This window comes from Dyella sp. SYSU CM1112 (assembly GCF_058216415.1).
On sequence record NZ_JBZEGI010000002.1, the window covers coordinates 542,216 to 558,253 of the forward strand.

General features: G+C 60.8%; 9 protein-coding genes. 4 read left to right on the top strand and 5 right to left on the bottom strand.

The annotated features are described in order from the left end of the window. Window positions 1-145 precede the first annotated feature (145 nt). Window positions 146-1,327 (top strand): GGDEF domain-containing protein, encoded by a 1,182-nt coding sequence (locus AC4HNJ_RS05480; protein ID WP_490478518.1) that lies wholly within the window; start codon window positions 146-148, stop codon window positions 1,325-1,327. Window positions 1,328-1,415: 88 nt separating this feature from the next. Here the strand turns inward: AC4HNJ_RS05480 and AC4HNJ_RS05485 are convergent, their stop codons facing one another. Next, window positions 1,416-3,641: an NADP-dependent isocitrate dehydrogenase gene (locus tag AC4HNJ_RS05485; protein WP_490478519.1), complete on the bottom strand. Its 2,226-nt coding sequence runs from the start codon at window positions 3,639-3,641 to the stop codon at window positions 1,416-1,418. A 296-nt stretch (window positions 3,642-3,937) separates the two neighbouring features. Next, on the bottom strand, window positions 3,938-4,837 hold the full coding sequence (locus AC4HNJ_RS05490) for a LysR substrate-binding domain-containing protein (protein ID WP_490478520.1): 900 nt from the start codon (window positions 4,835-4,837) through the stop codon (window positions 3,938-3,940). Between the two features lie 83 nt (window positions 4,838-4,920). On the opposite strand from AC4HNJ_RS05490, the gene AC4HNJ_RS05495 reads away from it, so the two are divergent. Both AC4HNJ_RS05495 and scpB read left to right on the top strand, forming a co-directional pair. Beyond that, a complete protein-coding gene (locus AC4HNJ_RS05495) occupies window positions 4,921-6,123 on the top strand; it encodes a CaiB/BaiF CoA transferase family protein (protein ID WP_490478521.1) in 1,203 nt (400 codons plus the stop codon). Beyond that, a complete protein-coding gene (gene scpB / locus AC4HNJ_RS05500; protein WP_490478522.1) occupies window positions 6,116-6,910 on the top strand; it encodes a methylmalonyl-CoA decarboxylase in 795 nt (264 codons plus the stop codon). Before AC4HNJ_RS05495 ends, scpB begins: the two co-directional genes overlap by 8 nt. Window positions 6,911-6,941: 31 nt before the next feature. Here the strand turns inward: scpB and AC4HNJ_RS05505 are convergent, their stop codons facing one another. The 3 genes from AC4HNJ_RS05505 to AC4HNJ_RS05515 all read right to left on the bottom strand — a co-directional run bounded on the left by AC4HNJ_RS05505 (window position 6,942) and on the right by AC4HNJ_RS05515 (window position 14,900). After that, window positions 6,942-10,073, bottom strand: a complete 3,132-nt coding sequence (locus tag AC4HNJ_RS05505; RefSeq protein ID WP_490478523.1) for an efflux RND transporter permease subunit — start codon at window positions 10,071-10,073, stop codon at window positions 6,942-6,944. A 216-nt stretch (window positions 10,074-10,289) separates the two neighbouring features. Further along, entirely contained in the window at window positions 10,290-13,529 is a 3,240-nt protein-coding gene (locus tag AC4HNJ_RS05510; RefSeq protein ID WP_490478524.1) for an efflux RND transporter permease subunit, read from the bottom strand. A gap of 93 nt (window positions 13,530-13,622) precedes the next feature. Then, on the bottom strand, window positions 13,623-14,900 hold the full coding sequence (locus AC4HNJ_RS05515) for an efflux RND transporter periplasmic adaptor subunit (protein WP_490478525.1): 1,278 nt from the start codon (window positions 14,898-14,900) through the stop codon (window positions 13,623-13,625). 447 nt (window positions 14,901-15,347) lie between these two features. On the opposite strand from AC4HNJ_RS05515, the gene AC4HNJ_RS05520 reads away from it, so the two are divergent. After that, the gene (locus AC4HNJ_RS05520; RefSeq protein WP_490478526.1) at window positions 15,348-15,869 is read left to right on the top strand and encodes a c-type cytochrome; all 522 of its coding nucleotides are present in this window, start codon (window positions 15,348-15,350) and stop codon (window positions 15,867-15,869) included. The last annotated feature ends 169 nt before the right edge of the window (window positions 15,870-16,038 follow it).

The following is a 16,038-nucleotide window of genomic DNA, read 5'->3' on the forward strand; positions in this document are numbered from 1 at the left end:
CGCTCAAGTCGCCGCCCTCACAGCCGATAGCGGCGCAAGCCCTTGGAATACGCTTGCAAGTCGGCAGAAACCGTACCTCGCGTAACTCGATGGCTGCGAAGATCAGCGTCACCGTCAGCAGCCGTATCTATGCGTCGGAGCGCATATGCATCTGGACATTCCAACTCTGATCTATGTCAGCGGACTCATCAGCCTGGCCGCATGCATCGGGTTCAGCTTGCTGCTCCTCGTGCTGCGTGACTTGCCCGTGCTGCGCACATGGGTAGCAAGCATGTGGGTGGCGACGTCGGGCATTGTGCTGATCGGTTTGCGCGGCAGCATTCCCGACAGCCTTTCGATCATCGTCGCCAACGGCGCCATCGCTTTCTCCAACGTGCTGATGCTCAAAGGCATCGCGGCGCATGTGGGGTATGCATTCCGTTGGCGTACGCCGCTGCTCGTCGTCGCCTTGTATACGGTATTGATCGCATGGTTTGCCTATGTGGACCGCGATTTACGCATACGCATCGTTCTCGCCAGTCTTTTGTCAGTCGGCTGGGATGTGTGGAACATCACTCTCTTGCTGCGTTACGGCCAGCGCGAGATCCGCATCAGCTGCCGACTGACCGCCGCGGTGCTGGGCATCGATGCGACTTACTTCGCCATCCGCGCACTGATACCGCTAGCCCCCCATGCGGGCCAGGACTTCATGAAAGCCGGCGCACCGGTGGTAAGCACTTACGTCGCGGGCGTGCTGATCAGCGTGGCCATCTATTTCGCGCTCCTGCTGCTGATAACGGAGCGCTTGATGGTGGACCTGCGACGCCTGGCACGCACGGATGCCTTGACTGGCCTGCTCAACCGCGGCGCCATTATTGCTGACGGCACGCAGGCTCTCGTGCGCTGCCAAAAACACCACAAGCCTTTCGCCTTGCTGATCTTCGATCTCGATCACTTCAAACAGGTCAACGACCGGTGGGGCCATGAGGCAGGCGATGCCGTGCTACGTCACTTCACGGCCATCTTGCAACAAGGTGCATCGCGGCAATCCTCAAGCCTGGCCAGTCGGTATGGCGGCGAAGAATTCCTGCTGGCACTGCCCGACGCCGGTCTTGCCGAGGCCATGTCCCTGGCGGAACAGTTGCGGCAGGTGCTGGCGGATGCTCCCATCATGTTCGGTGACCACCCTATCGCCATGACAACCAGCATCGGAGTAGCCATCGCGCAAGCCGGGGCAACTTTCGAGCACTTGATTGCGCAAGCCGATGAAGCGCTTTACCGAGCCAAATCCGAAGGCCGGAATAGCGTGATTCACGCACCTGCACAAGCCGGATGGCAGGTAGCCTGATCCCTGATCCAAGACACCTCGCGCAAAATCCGCGTGCAAAAAAACGGGGCATCGAGGCCCCGTTTCGTCCAGATCAAAACGTACTCGCTTACAACGCCGCCAAGGCCGCGTTGAAGGTTTCGCTCGGGCGCATGGCCTTGCTTACCCGCTCGATATCCGGGTGGTAATAACCATGAATATCGACGCTCTTGCCCTGCGCACCGTTGAGCTCAGCGATAATCTTGGCCTCGTTTTCGGTCAACACTTTCGCCAGCGGTGCGAAGCGTGCTTTCAACGCAGCGTCGTCGTTCTGTTCGGCCAGTGCCTGCGCCCAATACATCGCCAGATAGAAATGGCTGCCGCGATTATCGAGCTCGCCGACTTTACGTGCCGGCGATTTGTTGTTGTCGAGGATCTTGCCGTTGGCCTGATCCAACGTCTTCGCCAATACGCCAGCCGCCTTGTTGCTGTAGCGGTTGCTGAGATGCTCCAGCGAAGCGGCCATGGCAAGGAATTCGCCCAGCGAATCCCAGCGCAGATAATCCTCTTCCAGGAACTGCTGCACATGCTTGGGTGCCGAGCCGCCCGCACCGGTTTCGAACAGACCGCCGCCGGCCATCAACGGCACGATGGAAAGCATCTTGGCGCTGGTGCCCAGTTCCATGATCGGGAACAGGTCGGTGAGGTAGTCGCGCAACACATTACCGGTGACCGAGATGGTGTCCTTGCCCTGGCGAATGCGCTCCAGCGAAAACTTGGTGGCGTCGACCGGCGCGAGGGTACGGATGTCCAGGCCACTGAGGTCGTGATCCTTCAGGTAACGCTCCACCTTCTTGATGATCTGTGCGTCGTGCGCGCGGTTCTGGTCGAGCCAGAACACGGCAGGCGTGTTGCTCAGGCGTGCGCGGCTTACCGCCAGCTTCACCCAATCCTGCACGGGGGCATCCTTGGTCTGGCACATGCGCCAGATGTCGCCAGCTTCCACGTTGTGTTCCAGCAATACCTTGCCGTTCGCATCCGTGACGCGCACTACGCCATCACCGGCGATCTGGAAGGTCTTGTCGTGCGAGCCGTATTCTTCGGCGGCCTGCGCCATCAGGCCCACGTTGGGCACGCTGCCCATAGTGGCCGGATCGAACGCACCGTGCGCTTTGCAATCCTCGATCACCGCCTGGTACACACCGGCGTAGCTGCGATCCGGAATCACCGCCTTGGTGTCTTGCAGCTTGCCTTCGGCATTCCACATCTTGCCGGAGTCGCGAATCATCGCCGGCATCGAGGCATCGATAATGACATCGCTGGGCACATGCAGGTTGGTGATGCCCTTGTCCGAATTCACCATCGCCAACGCCGGGCGCTTGGCGTATTCGGCTTCGACGTCCGCCTTGATTTCAGCCTGCTTGTCGGCCGGCAACGCACCGATGCGCGCATACAGATCACCGATGCCGTTGTTCGGATTGAAACCGATGCTCTTCAAGGTGTCAGCGTGCTTGGCGAGCACGTCTTTGTAGAATTCGGTCACCACCTGACCGAACAGGATCGGATCGGACACCTTCATCATGGTGGCCTTCAGGTGCAGCGAGAACAGCACGCCCTGTTTTTTTGCCTCTTCGATCTGTGCGTCGACGAAGCTCGCCAAAGCCTTTTTGCTCATGACGGACGCGTCGATGATTTCGCCCGCCGTAAGCTGGGTCTTTTCTTTCAGGACCGTGCTGCTGCCATCCTTGCCGACCCATTCGATCTTCACGACCGTGGGCTGCTCCACCACGGTGGAGGCCTCGCTGCCATAGAAATCGCCGCCGCTCATGTGTACGACGTGCGTCTTCGAATCCGCCCTCCACGCACCCATCTTGTGCGGATGCTTGCGCGCATAATTTTTCACCGACGGCGGCGCACGGCGGTCGGAATTGCCTTCGCGCAGCACCGGATTTACCGCACTGCCCTTCGTCTTGTCGTAGCGCGCGCGGATGTTCCACTCGCTCACGTCCTTGGGCTCTTCCGGATAATCCGGCAAGGCGTAGCCCTGCGACTGCAACTCCTTGATGGCGGCCTTGAGCTGCGGCATCGAGGCGCTGATATTCGGCAGCTTGATGATGTTGGCATCCGGCGTGGTCGCCAGTTCGCCCAGCTCGGTCAGGTCGTCGGATACCTTCTGGCCGTCTTTGAGGATGTCCGGGAACTGCGCCAGGATGCGGCCCGCCAGCGAGATGTCCCGCGTCTCCACCGTGATGCCCGCTGTTGCGGTATAGGCCTTGATGATTGGCAGCAGGGACTGCGTGGCCAGGTACGGGGCCTCATCCGTCAGCGTGTAAATGATCTTCGGCGTCTGGGACATGGTTTGCGGAACCTCGTTGGCGTGATGCGTAAGGGAAACGCCGCAAAACCAGAGCACGAGACATGCGACGCGTCCACGCTAGTGGCGTCGGATTCGCCGAAATCAAGCTGCGTGATGCCGGCCACATCTGACGTAATCGCTGATTGTCGCGTTTTATCCAAGCCTGGGAAAGCACATAAGCAGTCCATTTCCTGCACGTTCCTCCTCTTGCGTCCTGCCATGATCCTCGGCGTCCTGACGCCGGACCATGCAGGGTATGAAACCCCGTGTCGGTCCAGCGCGCCGGCACGAATACCTTACTTCGCGTCAACCGAAGGCTCGCGCATGCTCTGCAAGGTGCGGCACATCATGTCCACCGCTTCGTCGCCGCTGCGTGGCGAGCGGCGCATGAGGATGTAATCGAGTGCTTCCAGCGCAGGCATGCCGTTATCCGGGCCCAGCACACGCAAGCCCTCGCCCAGTGCGCTGGCCGGCATGGCGGCAACGGCCAATCCCGCCAGCGCAGCCGCGCGCAGGCCAACCAGGCTGTAGCTGGTATAAGCAATCCGAAACGCCACGCCTGCGTGGCGCAGGGCATGCAACACCATGGCGCGCGAAATAGAATTTTCCTGCCGATAAAGCGCCAATGGCACCGGGGCGCCCGACGGCCACTGGTAATCCGCTGCCGCTGCCCACACCAGCGCCTCGCGCCACAGCGTCTCGCCCTTGGAAGACCCGATCGGCCGCTTGATCAAGGCCACATCGGTGCCGCCTTCCTCACAGGAACGGATCAGATCCGCGCTGGTGCCGACATCGACCTCCAACAAGACGTCCGGATAAAGACGCGCGAAACGCGCCAATATCGGCGGCAGGCGTGTAGCGGCCACTTCTTCGGACGCACCCAAGCGCACACGCCCCGAAAGACGTGGCGCCACCAACCGGGTACGCAGAATTTCTTCTGCTTCCAGCAATTTGCGCGCGTGTTCAAGCAACACCTCGCCATCATCCGTGAGTCGCACGCGTCTCGTCGTTCGCAGCAACAGCCGCCGCCCCAGATATTGTTCCAGCCGAAGCACGTGTTGGCTGACCGTGGCTTGGGCAAGTTCCAGTCGATCCGCGGCACGACGAAAACCGCCGCAGTCAGCAACGGTGACGAAACTGAGCAATGCATCCAAGTCCAGCCGGGGGGACGCGCGCTCCGATTGATCGCTTTTCATGATCGTATATATCGCATGTATCTAGTTTTTCAATCAACCCATGATGCCTACGATGCTCCCCAGCTTTCACCGAGGAGATCGTCATGACGACAAAAGCCCCTGTTCCGAGCCAGCTGCTAGAAGGCATACGGGTGATCGACCTGACCCGTGTCCTTGCAGGCCCTTACGCCACCATGGTGTTGCGTCACCTGGGGGCGCGCGTGACCAAGGTCGAGCGGCCTGGCCATGGCGACGACTCGCGTGCATTTGGTCCATTTCAGCAAGGCAAGTCCACGTACTTCACCGCGCTTAATGGCGGCAAGGAAAGCATTGCCCTGGATCTGAAGAATCCCACCGACCGAGAGATTTTCGAAACGCTGCTGGAAACAGCCGACGTGCTCGTCGAGAACTTTCGCCCAGGCGTGATGGATGCACTGGGCTATGATTGGGACAGCCTGCACCACCGGTATCCGCAGCTGATCTTCGCCTCCGCTTCCGGCTTCGGGCAGACCGGGCCCTATCGCCATCTGGCCGCCTACGACATTGTCGCCGAAGCCATGAGCGGCCTCATGAGCGTCACCGGTGAATCGGGCGGACAACCCGTCCGCTGTGGCGTCTCCATCGGCGATATCACCGCCGGCCTGTATCTGACGATCGGTATCTGCGCCGCGCTGCATGATCGTGCCCAGCACGGCCACGGACGCCGGATCGACGTCGCCATGCTCGATTGCCAGGTCGCCATCCTGGAAAACGCACTCACCAGCTTCGCAGCCACCGGCGAAATGCCGCGGCCAGAAGGTACACGTCACCCGTCACTGGCTCCCTTTGGTGCTTTCCGCGCCGCCGACGGTGCCTTGGTGATCGCTGTCGGCAACGATGCCCTGTTCGCCAAACTATGTCAGGCGCTTGGCTGCGCCACGCTGCCGACGGATCCGCGTTTCAGCAGCAATGAAGAACGCCATCGTCACGTAGATGCGCTGACCGACACACTGGAGCTTTATCTTGCCAAGCGTCCGGTTGACACATGGATAAACATACTGCGTGATGCGGGCGTGCCATGCGGCCCGATCAATGACATGGCTGCGGTGATGCGCGACCCACAGCTCGCGGCGAGACGCATGATCGTAGCCGTGCAGGATCCCGCGGCCGGCATCTTTCAGGTACCCGGCAACCCGCTCAAGGTGGACGGCGAAGACGGCGATGCATCAGCCTTTCATCCGGCACCGGATTTGGATGCCGACCGTGCCCGCATCCTGGCCGAACTGAAGACACCGGTTGCCATGCAAGGAGGGTTGCGTCATGCCTAAGCCCGTCCTGGAACAACCGCTCGATGTCGCGTTTGACGGCCCTGTGGCGACGTTTACCCTCAACAATCCTCTCAAGCGCAACGCGCTCAGCCACTCTTTACTAGACGCGCTTAGCGCTGCATGCGCTATGGCGACCGGGCGAGCGCGGGTTGCGATCTTGCGGGCCGCACCCGGCTCTGCCATCTGGTCCGCCGGACATGACATTGACGAACTACCTCGCGACGGCAGTGATCCACTGGCTGCCGGTACGCCTCTGGAGAAAGCCGTGCAGGCTCTGCGCAACTGTCCACTTCCGATCGTTGCCATGATCCAAGGTTCGGTGTGGGGTGGCGCCGTCGAATGCGCGATGAGTTGCGACCTGGTGATAGCCGAAGAAAACGCCAGTTTTGCAATGACGCCGGCGAACCTCGGTCTGCCTTACAACACATCCGGCCTGCTTCACTTCCTGGATCGCCTGCCCGCGGGGTTGGTGAGGGATATGTTCTTCACCGCACGTCCGATTGGGGCAGCCGAAGCGCTCCGTTGGGGTCTGGTCAACCGACTTTGCATGGGCGCCGAGATCGAAGCCGTGACGTACGACCTGGCCAGCCGCATCGCCAGCAAGGCACCGCTAGCCATCGCAGCGGTAAAAGAACAGCTGCGCCTGCTTTCGGATTTGCGCACATTGCCCAGGCAAGCCAGCGAAGCGATCGAAAAGACTCGCCGCCATGCTTACCAAAGCCAGGATTTTCTGGAAGGCTTGCGCGCATTCAAGGAAAAGCGCGCACCGCAGTTCATGGGCTACTGAGCAATCGACACCAGGCGACTGCGCTAGCTCTTCATGGCCGCTCAGCCAGCGCCAGCCGGCCGCGTCGATGCCGCGCACGCCATGCCGCCCAACGCTCGCTAAGGCAAGAGAAGATCACATAGAGCGCGGGCGTGCTGAGCAGCGTGAGGCTCTGTGAAATCAGCAGGCCGCCGATCAGCGCAATACCCAGCGGGCGCCGCAGATCCGAACCTTCACCAAGGCCAATCGCGATCGGCAACGCGGCAAGGATCGCCACCATCGTTGTCATCATGATCGGACGGAAGCGTACCAGGCTGGCTTCGCGAGCTGCCTCCAGCGGTGTCTTGCCATGTTCGCGCTGCGCGACCAGGGCGAAGTCGATCATCATGATCGCGTTCTTCTTCACGATACCGATCAACAACACCAGTGCAATCTGCGCGATGACAGACAGATCGGTGTTAGTAAACCACAGTGCAAGCAAAGCACCCACGCCGGCTGCCGGAAGCGTCGACAGAATCGTGACCGGATGGATCAGGCTTTCATACAAAATGCCCAGCACGATGTAGACAGCGATAATCGCCCCGAAGATCAGCAACAGCCCACCGGTTTGCGATTGCCGGAAACGGCGGAAATCGCCACCTACGTCGAGCTTGATGTCGCCCGGCATACGCATATTGCGCACGGTAGCCTGTATCACTTGCAGGGCCTGGCCCATGCTGGTGCCCGGCGCGAGGTTGAAGCTCAAATCCATCGTGGTGTACTGGTTCATGTGCTCCACCTGCGTCGGCGCCAGTCCCGGCACCTGATGCGCAAAAGCGGATAACCGCACCATGTTGCCATTGCTCGAACGCACCAGAATATCGTCGATGGAGCGCGGCGTGGAGGTCTGCCCTGGCAGCGCGTTGACCACGACCTTGTACTGATTGAGATCAGCGTAGATCGTGCTTACCTGACGCTGGCCGAACGAGTCATAGATCGCCGAATCGATCGTACCGATATTGACCTGCAAGCGTGCAGCTTTGTCGCGGTCGATGACGATATTCTGTTGCAGGCCCGCATCATCCAGATCGCTGCCCACATCGCGCAGCAGGGGACTCTTGCGCAGTTCGTCGACCAGCTTCGGCAGCCATTGCTGCAGCTCGGCGTTGTCGTTGCTCTGCAGCGAGATCTGATACTGCGCTCCCTGATTGGTGCCGCCCCCGCCAAAACTAGGTAAGTCCTGGATCGCGCGCAGCCGCACGTTGAGATCGGGGTATCTCGCCGCCTTTCTGCTCAAGCGGGTCAGCGCAGCGAACGTGCTGTCCTTGCGTCCTTCCGCATGGGTCTTCAACTGGATGTCGAATGTGCCGGCCGCACCCTGGCGCGTGCTGCCCAGGCGCGAGCCGACCACCGCGACATCACGGTCTCGCAGCAGCATGTCGATCAATCGCTGCTGCCGCTGCACCGCATCCTGGAAAGAGACCGTCGCGCCCGAGGTGGCGCGACCGCGTATCAAGCCGGTGTCCTGCATGGGGAACAAGCTGGCTTTGATCTGCCCCGACATCATGATCATGACCGTAAGCCCGATCAGCATCAGCGGCGTCAACGACAGCAGCAGTGCATGGCGAAGCGCGAAGTCCAGCGATATCTCATACGCTTTAAGCATGCGCGAGTGAAAGCGATCCAGCGCCTGTCCCCATCGGGATGGGCTTTCCGCATCGGCATGACCGTTGAGAAAGTGGCCGCACAGCGACGGTGTAAGCGTCAACGAGACCAGCGCCGACACCACGATCGCCGCGACCAGGGTCAGCGTGAACTCCTTGAAGAACATGCCCGTGATCCCGCCCATGAACAGCAACGGGATGAACACGGCCACCAGTGATGCCGTGATCGATACGATGGTAAAGCCGATTTCGCGCGCTCCCGTGAGCGCCGCTTCCATGCGTGTCATGCCTTGATCGATATGCCGGATAACGTTTTCGATCACCACGATGGCATCGTCCACCACGAAACCGATCGCGATCACCAGCGCGAGCAGGGTCAGGTTGTTCAGCGTGAAACCCAGCGCATACATGATCACCGCTGCGCCGGCCAACGATAGCGGCACCGCCACGGCTGCGATCAGCGTCGGCGCAAGCCGGCGCAGGAACAAGGCCATCACCAGCACCACCATGCCCAAGCTGATCAGCAAGGTCGCCTGCACCTCATGCAACGAGGCGCGAATAGTGGGTGTCCCGTCGAAATAGGGAATCAGGCTGGTGCCCGGCTGCAGATAGCTGCGCAGCAACGGCACCTCTGCTTTCACGCGATCGGTAACATCGATGATGTTCGCATTGGACTGCCGGTACACGTACATCAGGATCGCCGGCTTACCCTGAAACCAGGCCGCTTGATAAGCATCCTGCTGCCCATCATAGACATGGGCGATGTCCTTCAGCCGCACGGGCACGCCTTTGCCGTTGGTGGAAATCACCAGGTCCTCAAAATCGGCAGCGGTATGCAAGGCATCATTGGCCTGTACGGCCATGGTGGTCTTGCCATCGGAGAGGAAGCCCTGCGGCTCGAAGACGTTGGCCGCCGTCAACGCATTGCGCAGCTGGTCGGGCGAGATGCCCATGGCATTGAGCGCGCGCAGGTTCACATCAATGCGCACCGCTGGTGTCGCGGCACCCAGGATATCCACTTCGGCTACGCCGGGGAGCTGCCGTAACCGCTGGGCCAGCAGCGAGTCGGCCACGTCGTACAGATCGCGTGCCGATTGGGTCTCGGAGGTCAACGCGAAGGCGATGATGGGGTCGTCGTTAGGATTGGCCTTTTCATAGCTCGGCGGGCTGTTGAGACCGGAGGGCAGATCCGACTGCGCAGCGTTGATCGCGGCCTGCACGTCGCGAGCCGCATCATCGATGTTGCGCCCGGTATCGAACATCAAGAAGATCTGCGTACTGCCCAACGAGCTGGACGAGCGCATGGTATCGATGCCCGGCACTTGGCCCAAATGTCGCTCCAGTGGCGCGGCCACTGTTGCGGCCATGGTGTCGGCACTGGCTCCGGCCTGGTTGGCACTGACGAAAATCACCGGGAATTGCATATCCGGCAACGCCGATACGCCCAGCAGGGAGTAGCAGATGACGCCGATCGCGAACACGCCCATCGCCAGCAGAGAAGTACCAATGGGGCGACGGATAAAGGGGCCAGAAATATTCATGCTCGAAACAACGTGCGATGGGCGAAAAGGTTGAGGCCCTTACTCCGACTCCCTACGGAGAAGACGGATGCAGCGTACGACGCAGAGCCGTACTCCGGAAATTTCATCTAGGCATATGGCCGTCCCGGCGATTTCACTTCTTACACGGAAAGACGCCAGCCCCGGCTTTCACCGGGACGACGATTTGTAAATCTAAGCATGCGGGGCATGCATGGCTCACGCCACGTCACGCGCTGCATGACGTAGCGCGCGGCGCTCCTTGCGATCACGCAGCCAATCTGAGAATCGTTCCATGTATAGATAGATCACCGGCGTGGTGTACAGCGTTACCAACTGCGAAAGCAGCAAGCCGCCGACGATGGACACACCGAGCGGACGACGCAGTTCCGACCCGATACCGGTGCCTAATGCGAGCGGCAACGCGCCAAGCATCGCCGCAGCGGTGGTCATCATGATGGGGCGGAAACGCAGCAGGCAGGCACGCCGGATCGCCTCGCGCGGACTCATGCCGGTACGCTGCGCTTCGATCGCAAAGTCGATCATCATGATCGCGTTCTTCTTCACGATGCCGATCAGCAGCACGATGCCGACGATGCCGTCCACCGACAGGCTCATGTTGCAAAGAATCAGGGCCAGCAAGGCACCCACACCCGCCGGCGGCAAGGTGGAAATGATCGTGATCGGGTGGATGTAGCTCTCGTACAACACACCCAGCACGATGTAGATCACGATGATCGAAGCCAGCAACAACAGGGCCTCGTTGCCAAGCGAAGAGGAGAACTCTGCCGCTTTGCCGATGAATTGCCCACGTATCTGCGGCGGGAAGTTGAGCTGCTTCTCCACCTGGTGGATCGCGCTCACCGCCTCGGACAGCGAGTAGCCCGGTGCCAGGTTGAACGAGATGGTCACCGCCGGCAGCTGTTGCTGGTGACTGATCACCAGCGGCGCCGTCGTGACTTGCGCGTTGACCAGCGACGCCAACGGGATGGTGCCGCCGCTGCCGATGATGATGCCGGTATTGGCGACGGCGATACCGGTCGTGGTCGAAGAATTGCTCGACGCGGCCTGGCCGAAGGTCGTGGCGTTGCTGCCGGTCAACGCGCCGCTGCCATTGCTCTTGACCGTCAGCTGATTAAGCAGCGCTGTGCTGGTGCGGAATTGCGGCGCTACTTCCAGCACCACGCGATACTGATTCAGTTGCGTAAAGATCGTGGAGATCTGGCGCTGGCCGAAGGAGTCATACAACGTATCGTCGATCGTCTGCACCGGCACGCCCAGCGTACTGGCCTTGTCACGATCGATGGTGAGCTTCAGTGCCGTACCCTGATCGGCCAGATTGTTGTCGACGTCTGCCAGTTCGGGCCGCTGGCGCAAGGCCTGCGTCATCTGCGTGGCGTACTGCGCCAATTCCTGCGCATTCACATCGGACATCGAGTATTGATACTCGGTGGCGGCAACGCGTGTATCGAGCGTGACGTCCTGCACCGGTTTCAGATACAGCGCCACGCCGGGAATATCGGCTGCGTCGTTCTGCAGACTCTGCACCACTTCATCCAGGCTGCCGCGCTTGCTGCGGTCCTTCAGCACGATGCTGAGCTGCCCCTGGTTGAGCGTGGGATTGATCGAACCGGCGCCAATAAACGCTGCCACGCCGGCAACGTTGGGATCTTTGCGCAAGGCATCGGCCACCGCCTTCGTGCGTTGCTCCATCTGCGGGAAAGCGATGTTCTCGTCGGCTTGCACCACACCGGTAATCAAGCCGGTGTCCTGCTCCGGCAGCAGGCCCTTGGGTATGGCGATGTACAAGAAGATGGTCACGCCGACTGCGATGAAAGCCACTGCGATCATCAATCGCTGATGCTCCAGCACCCAATCCAGCGTACCCTCATACAGCGACACAGTGCGCGTCCATACCGTGCGCTTGCCGGCCGCCGCGTGGCGCTCGTGTGCGTCGTCGCCCTCGGGCAGCGCATCGGGCTTGAGCAGGTAAGCACACATCATCGGCGTCAGCGTCAGCGACACCAGCATTGAAATGACCACGGCAGTCGCCAGTACCCACGCAAATTCGTGGAACAGGCGGCCGGTGACACCCGGCATCAAGAGCAACGGCAAGAACACGGCGATCAACGACACCGTCAGCGACAGCACGGTGAAGCCGATTTCCTTCGCACCGATTTCCGCCGCTTCCTTGCCCTCCTTGCCCTGCTCGATGTAGCGCACGATGTTCTCGATCATCACGATCGCATCGTCCACCACGAAGCCGGTGGCCACGGTCAGCGCCATCAGCGAAAGGTTGTCCAGCGACATGCCGGCGAAAGACATCACCCCGAACGTACCGAGCAAGGAAAGCGGTACTGCCACCGAGGGAATGATCGTCGCCCATAGACGGCGCAAGAACACGAAGATCACCGCCACCACCAGGGCGATGGTGAGCAGCAGCGTGAACTGCACGTCTTCCACGGAAGCGCGGATGGTAATGGTGCGGTCGGCGAACACGCCCAGATGCACATCCGCAGGCAACACACTGCGAAGCTGCGGCAGAATGTCGCGGATGTGCTGCACCGTCTGCACAATATTCGCGCCTGGCTGACGGCGGATGTCCAGCAACACGGCAGGCTTGCCGTTCGCCCAGGCGGCGAGCTGATCGTTCTCCACGCCATCGACCACATTCGCTACATCCGACAAACGTACCGGTGCATTGTTGGTGCTGTTGTAGGAAATGATGGTGTTCTTGTACTGGGCCGCCGTCGCCAGCTGATCGTTGGTGGAAATGGTGTACGACTGCGTGGCGCCGTTGAGCGTGCCCTTGGGCGCGTTGACGTTAGCTTCCGTCAACGCATTGCGCACGTCCTCCATGGTGAGGCCGAGATTGGCCAGCTGCGCCGGATTGACCTGAATCCTCACGGCGGGACGCACGTTGCCGGCGATCGAGACGAGACCCACGCCCTGCACCTGCGACAGCTTCTGCGCCAGGATCGAATCAGCCAGATCGTTCACATAACGCAGCTGACGGCTGGCCGAGGTCAGCACCAGCGTCATGATCGGTGCATCGGCCGGATTGACGCGGTTGTAGACGGGCGGATACGGCAATGTGCTCGGCAAGGTGCCGCGTGCCTGATTGATCGCCGCCTGTACATCCTGCGCCGCGATGTCGATGTCGCGGTCCATGTTGAATTGCAGCACGATGGTCGACAGGCCCGCCGACGAATCGGAGGTCATCATGTCCAGGCCGGAGATCTGGCCGAGATTGCGTTCCAGCGGCGTCGTCACCAACGCCGCCATGGTGGAAGCACTGGCGCCCGGATATTGCGTGGTGACCACCAGACTGGGCGCTTCGATTTCCGGTAACGCGGAAACGGGCAGTTGCCGGTAACCCAGCACGCCAAGCAGCAGCACCGCCACCATCAGCAGTGAAGTGGCGATCGGCCGGCGGATGAAGAGTGAGGAGAAGCCCATGATCGTCGGAACTGTCCTAAGGGTTTCAGAGCCTGGTCAACGCCCCTCTCCCGCTAGGAGAGGCGCGCATGGCATGCACGGATGCATGAATGATCAACCGGCTCCACCGTGACGGCCGCCACCTTGCCTCCATTTCTTCTTGTCCGTTGCCGAAGGCACGTGTGCCATCGGCACTTCGCCCGGCTTGAGCGCTTGCACCTTGCTGCCGGGTTTGAGGCGGAACTGACCTTCTGTCACCACCTGGTCGCCGGCGTTCAAGCCGGAGCTGACCATCACGTGGCTGTCGCCCACTTCGCCGGCCACTTTGACGGGCTGCATCGCGACTGTCTGGTCGGGCTGCAGTTTGTAGACGAAATCACCATCCGGACCGCGTTGCACCGCTTGCGCCGGAATCACCAGACCGCCCGCCACTGTGCGCACGCGCAGCCGCACATTCACGAACTGGCCCGGCCACAGCGCGCTGGTGGGATTGTTGAACACGGCGCGCAGCTTGAAGGTACCGGTCGATGTGTCGATCTGGTTATCCACGACCTGCAACGTGCCGGTCGTGTCGAGCGGGTGTGCATCGGAGCGATCGAGCGCGATCACTTCCAATTTGTTGGCACCGTTCTGGAACGAATCGCGCACCGCTTCGAGGTTTTGCTCGGGCAATGTGAAGATCACATAGATCGGCTGGATCTGCGTCAACGTGACAATCGCCGTGCTGGTCGTCACGATGTTGCCCGGATCGACCTGGCGAATGCCGGCCACGCCATTGATGGGCGAGATGATCTTGGTGAAGTCGAGCTGCACTTGGGCCGAGCGCGCATTCGCCTGATCGGCAATCACCGTCGCCTTCAACTGCGCGACGTTGTTGCGATACGTATCGATATTCAATGCGGCGACATAGCCATTGGCAACCAGCTTCTGATTGCGATCCAGCGTGCTGATGGCGGTGGCCAGCGCGGCTTCGTCTTCTTTTTCCTTGGCCACGGCCTGATCGTAGGCAGCCTGGTAGGTGCGCGGATCGATCTGCGCAATGACATCGCCTTTCTTTACCGCCTGGCCTTCCTTGAAGTTGATCGTCCACAACTGGCCGCCGACCTGCGGACTCATAGTCACCGTATTCAGCGCCGTGACCGTACCCAATGCCGTGAGATACACCGGCACATTCTGTTTGACGGTCGGCTCGACGGTCACCGGCACCGGCGCATTGTCCCCGCTGCCACCAGGCTGACTCGCTCCCGGCGCACCTTGCCCTGCGTGCTGGCCGCCACGGTGATAGCCATGGCCTCCCTCTGCCGGCTGAGGCCTGTGGAATAAACGAAATGCGACCCCGCCCACTATGAGCACGGCGATCACGATCAACGCGATCTTCCAAAAACGCGACATTTAAAACTCCTGAAGTAGACGACGGAGCCTCCCGACTCCACCGGCGCGACACTTTGCGTACTTGCCCTACGTCTTGCGAACAAGCATAGGGTCTGCACAACGAGCTTGGACAATGCCAGTTGACACAGGTGCCTTATGACCGATGGCACAGTTCCGAAAGCCAAAAGGCTAGCAGGCCAGCATGACGATGTGTCTGCACGAGCTACCGCTGCCGTATTCAATGAACTACGCGAACCGGGATCGCAAGAGGTCCGGCCCGGGATCTCCCGACGATGGCTCAACTTGCCGCAGGGTTCGTCTATACTCCGGGGCTTGTTGCCCGCGGTGCCAGGATCGTTCGGGTTGCTGCGGCATGGTCGCCCAGGGGCGCCAAGGCATGTCACGGGGGAACGTGGCGGCTTTCCAGACTAATCATTCGATGACTGGAGTACTTGCGTGAGCGGTTCCATGAGCAAATCCGACCAGAGCTTCCTGCGTCAGTTTTCGCTGCTAATCGCCGGACTCGGCATACTGACCCTGGTTCTGATCTTCACCGCCTGGACGATTTACCAGCGCGAGCCGAAGGAAACCAATCCCAACGCCGCGAAACAGCTTTCCGCCAGCCTCGCACCCAACGGCTCGGTGTATGCCGGGAACACGGGACGCGCCGCCATGCTGGCCGCGCAGGAAGCAGCTGCCAAGGCTGCCGCCGCGCAAGTCGCCTACGGCGGCACCACCGACGGCAAGACCATCTACGACAATCTCTGCCACAGCTGCCACACTGCTGGCGTGGCAGGCGCACCGGTCCTGGGCAACAAAACCATGTGGGCGCCGCGCATCGCGGAAGGCCTGGATACGCTGATCAAGCACGCCACCGATGGCTATCACGGTCCTGACGGCAACTTCATGCCACCGAAAGGCGGCAACCCTGCGCTCACCGATGCCCAGATAAAAGCGGCAGTCACCTGGATCGTAAGCCAGGCGAAGTAATTTGCGATTTCAGTGACGCACGCACGCCGCCTTCGGGCGGCGTTTGCTTTTTTCCCTTGCGATGCACGTGATTGAGACGCGCCACTGACATGCTCCACGCGCGTGCCCGCTGTGTGTGCCAGAGCACCACCGCGCGAACATTCGAAAAACACGCGTCACCGAGGGCAGC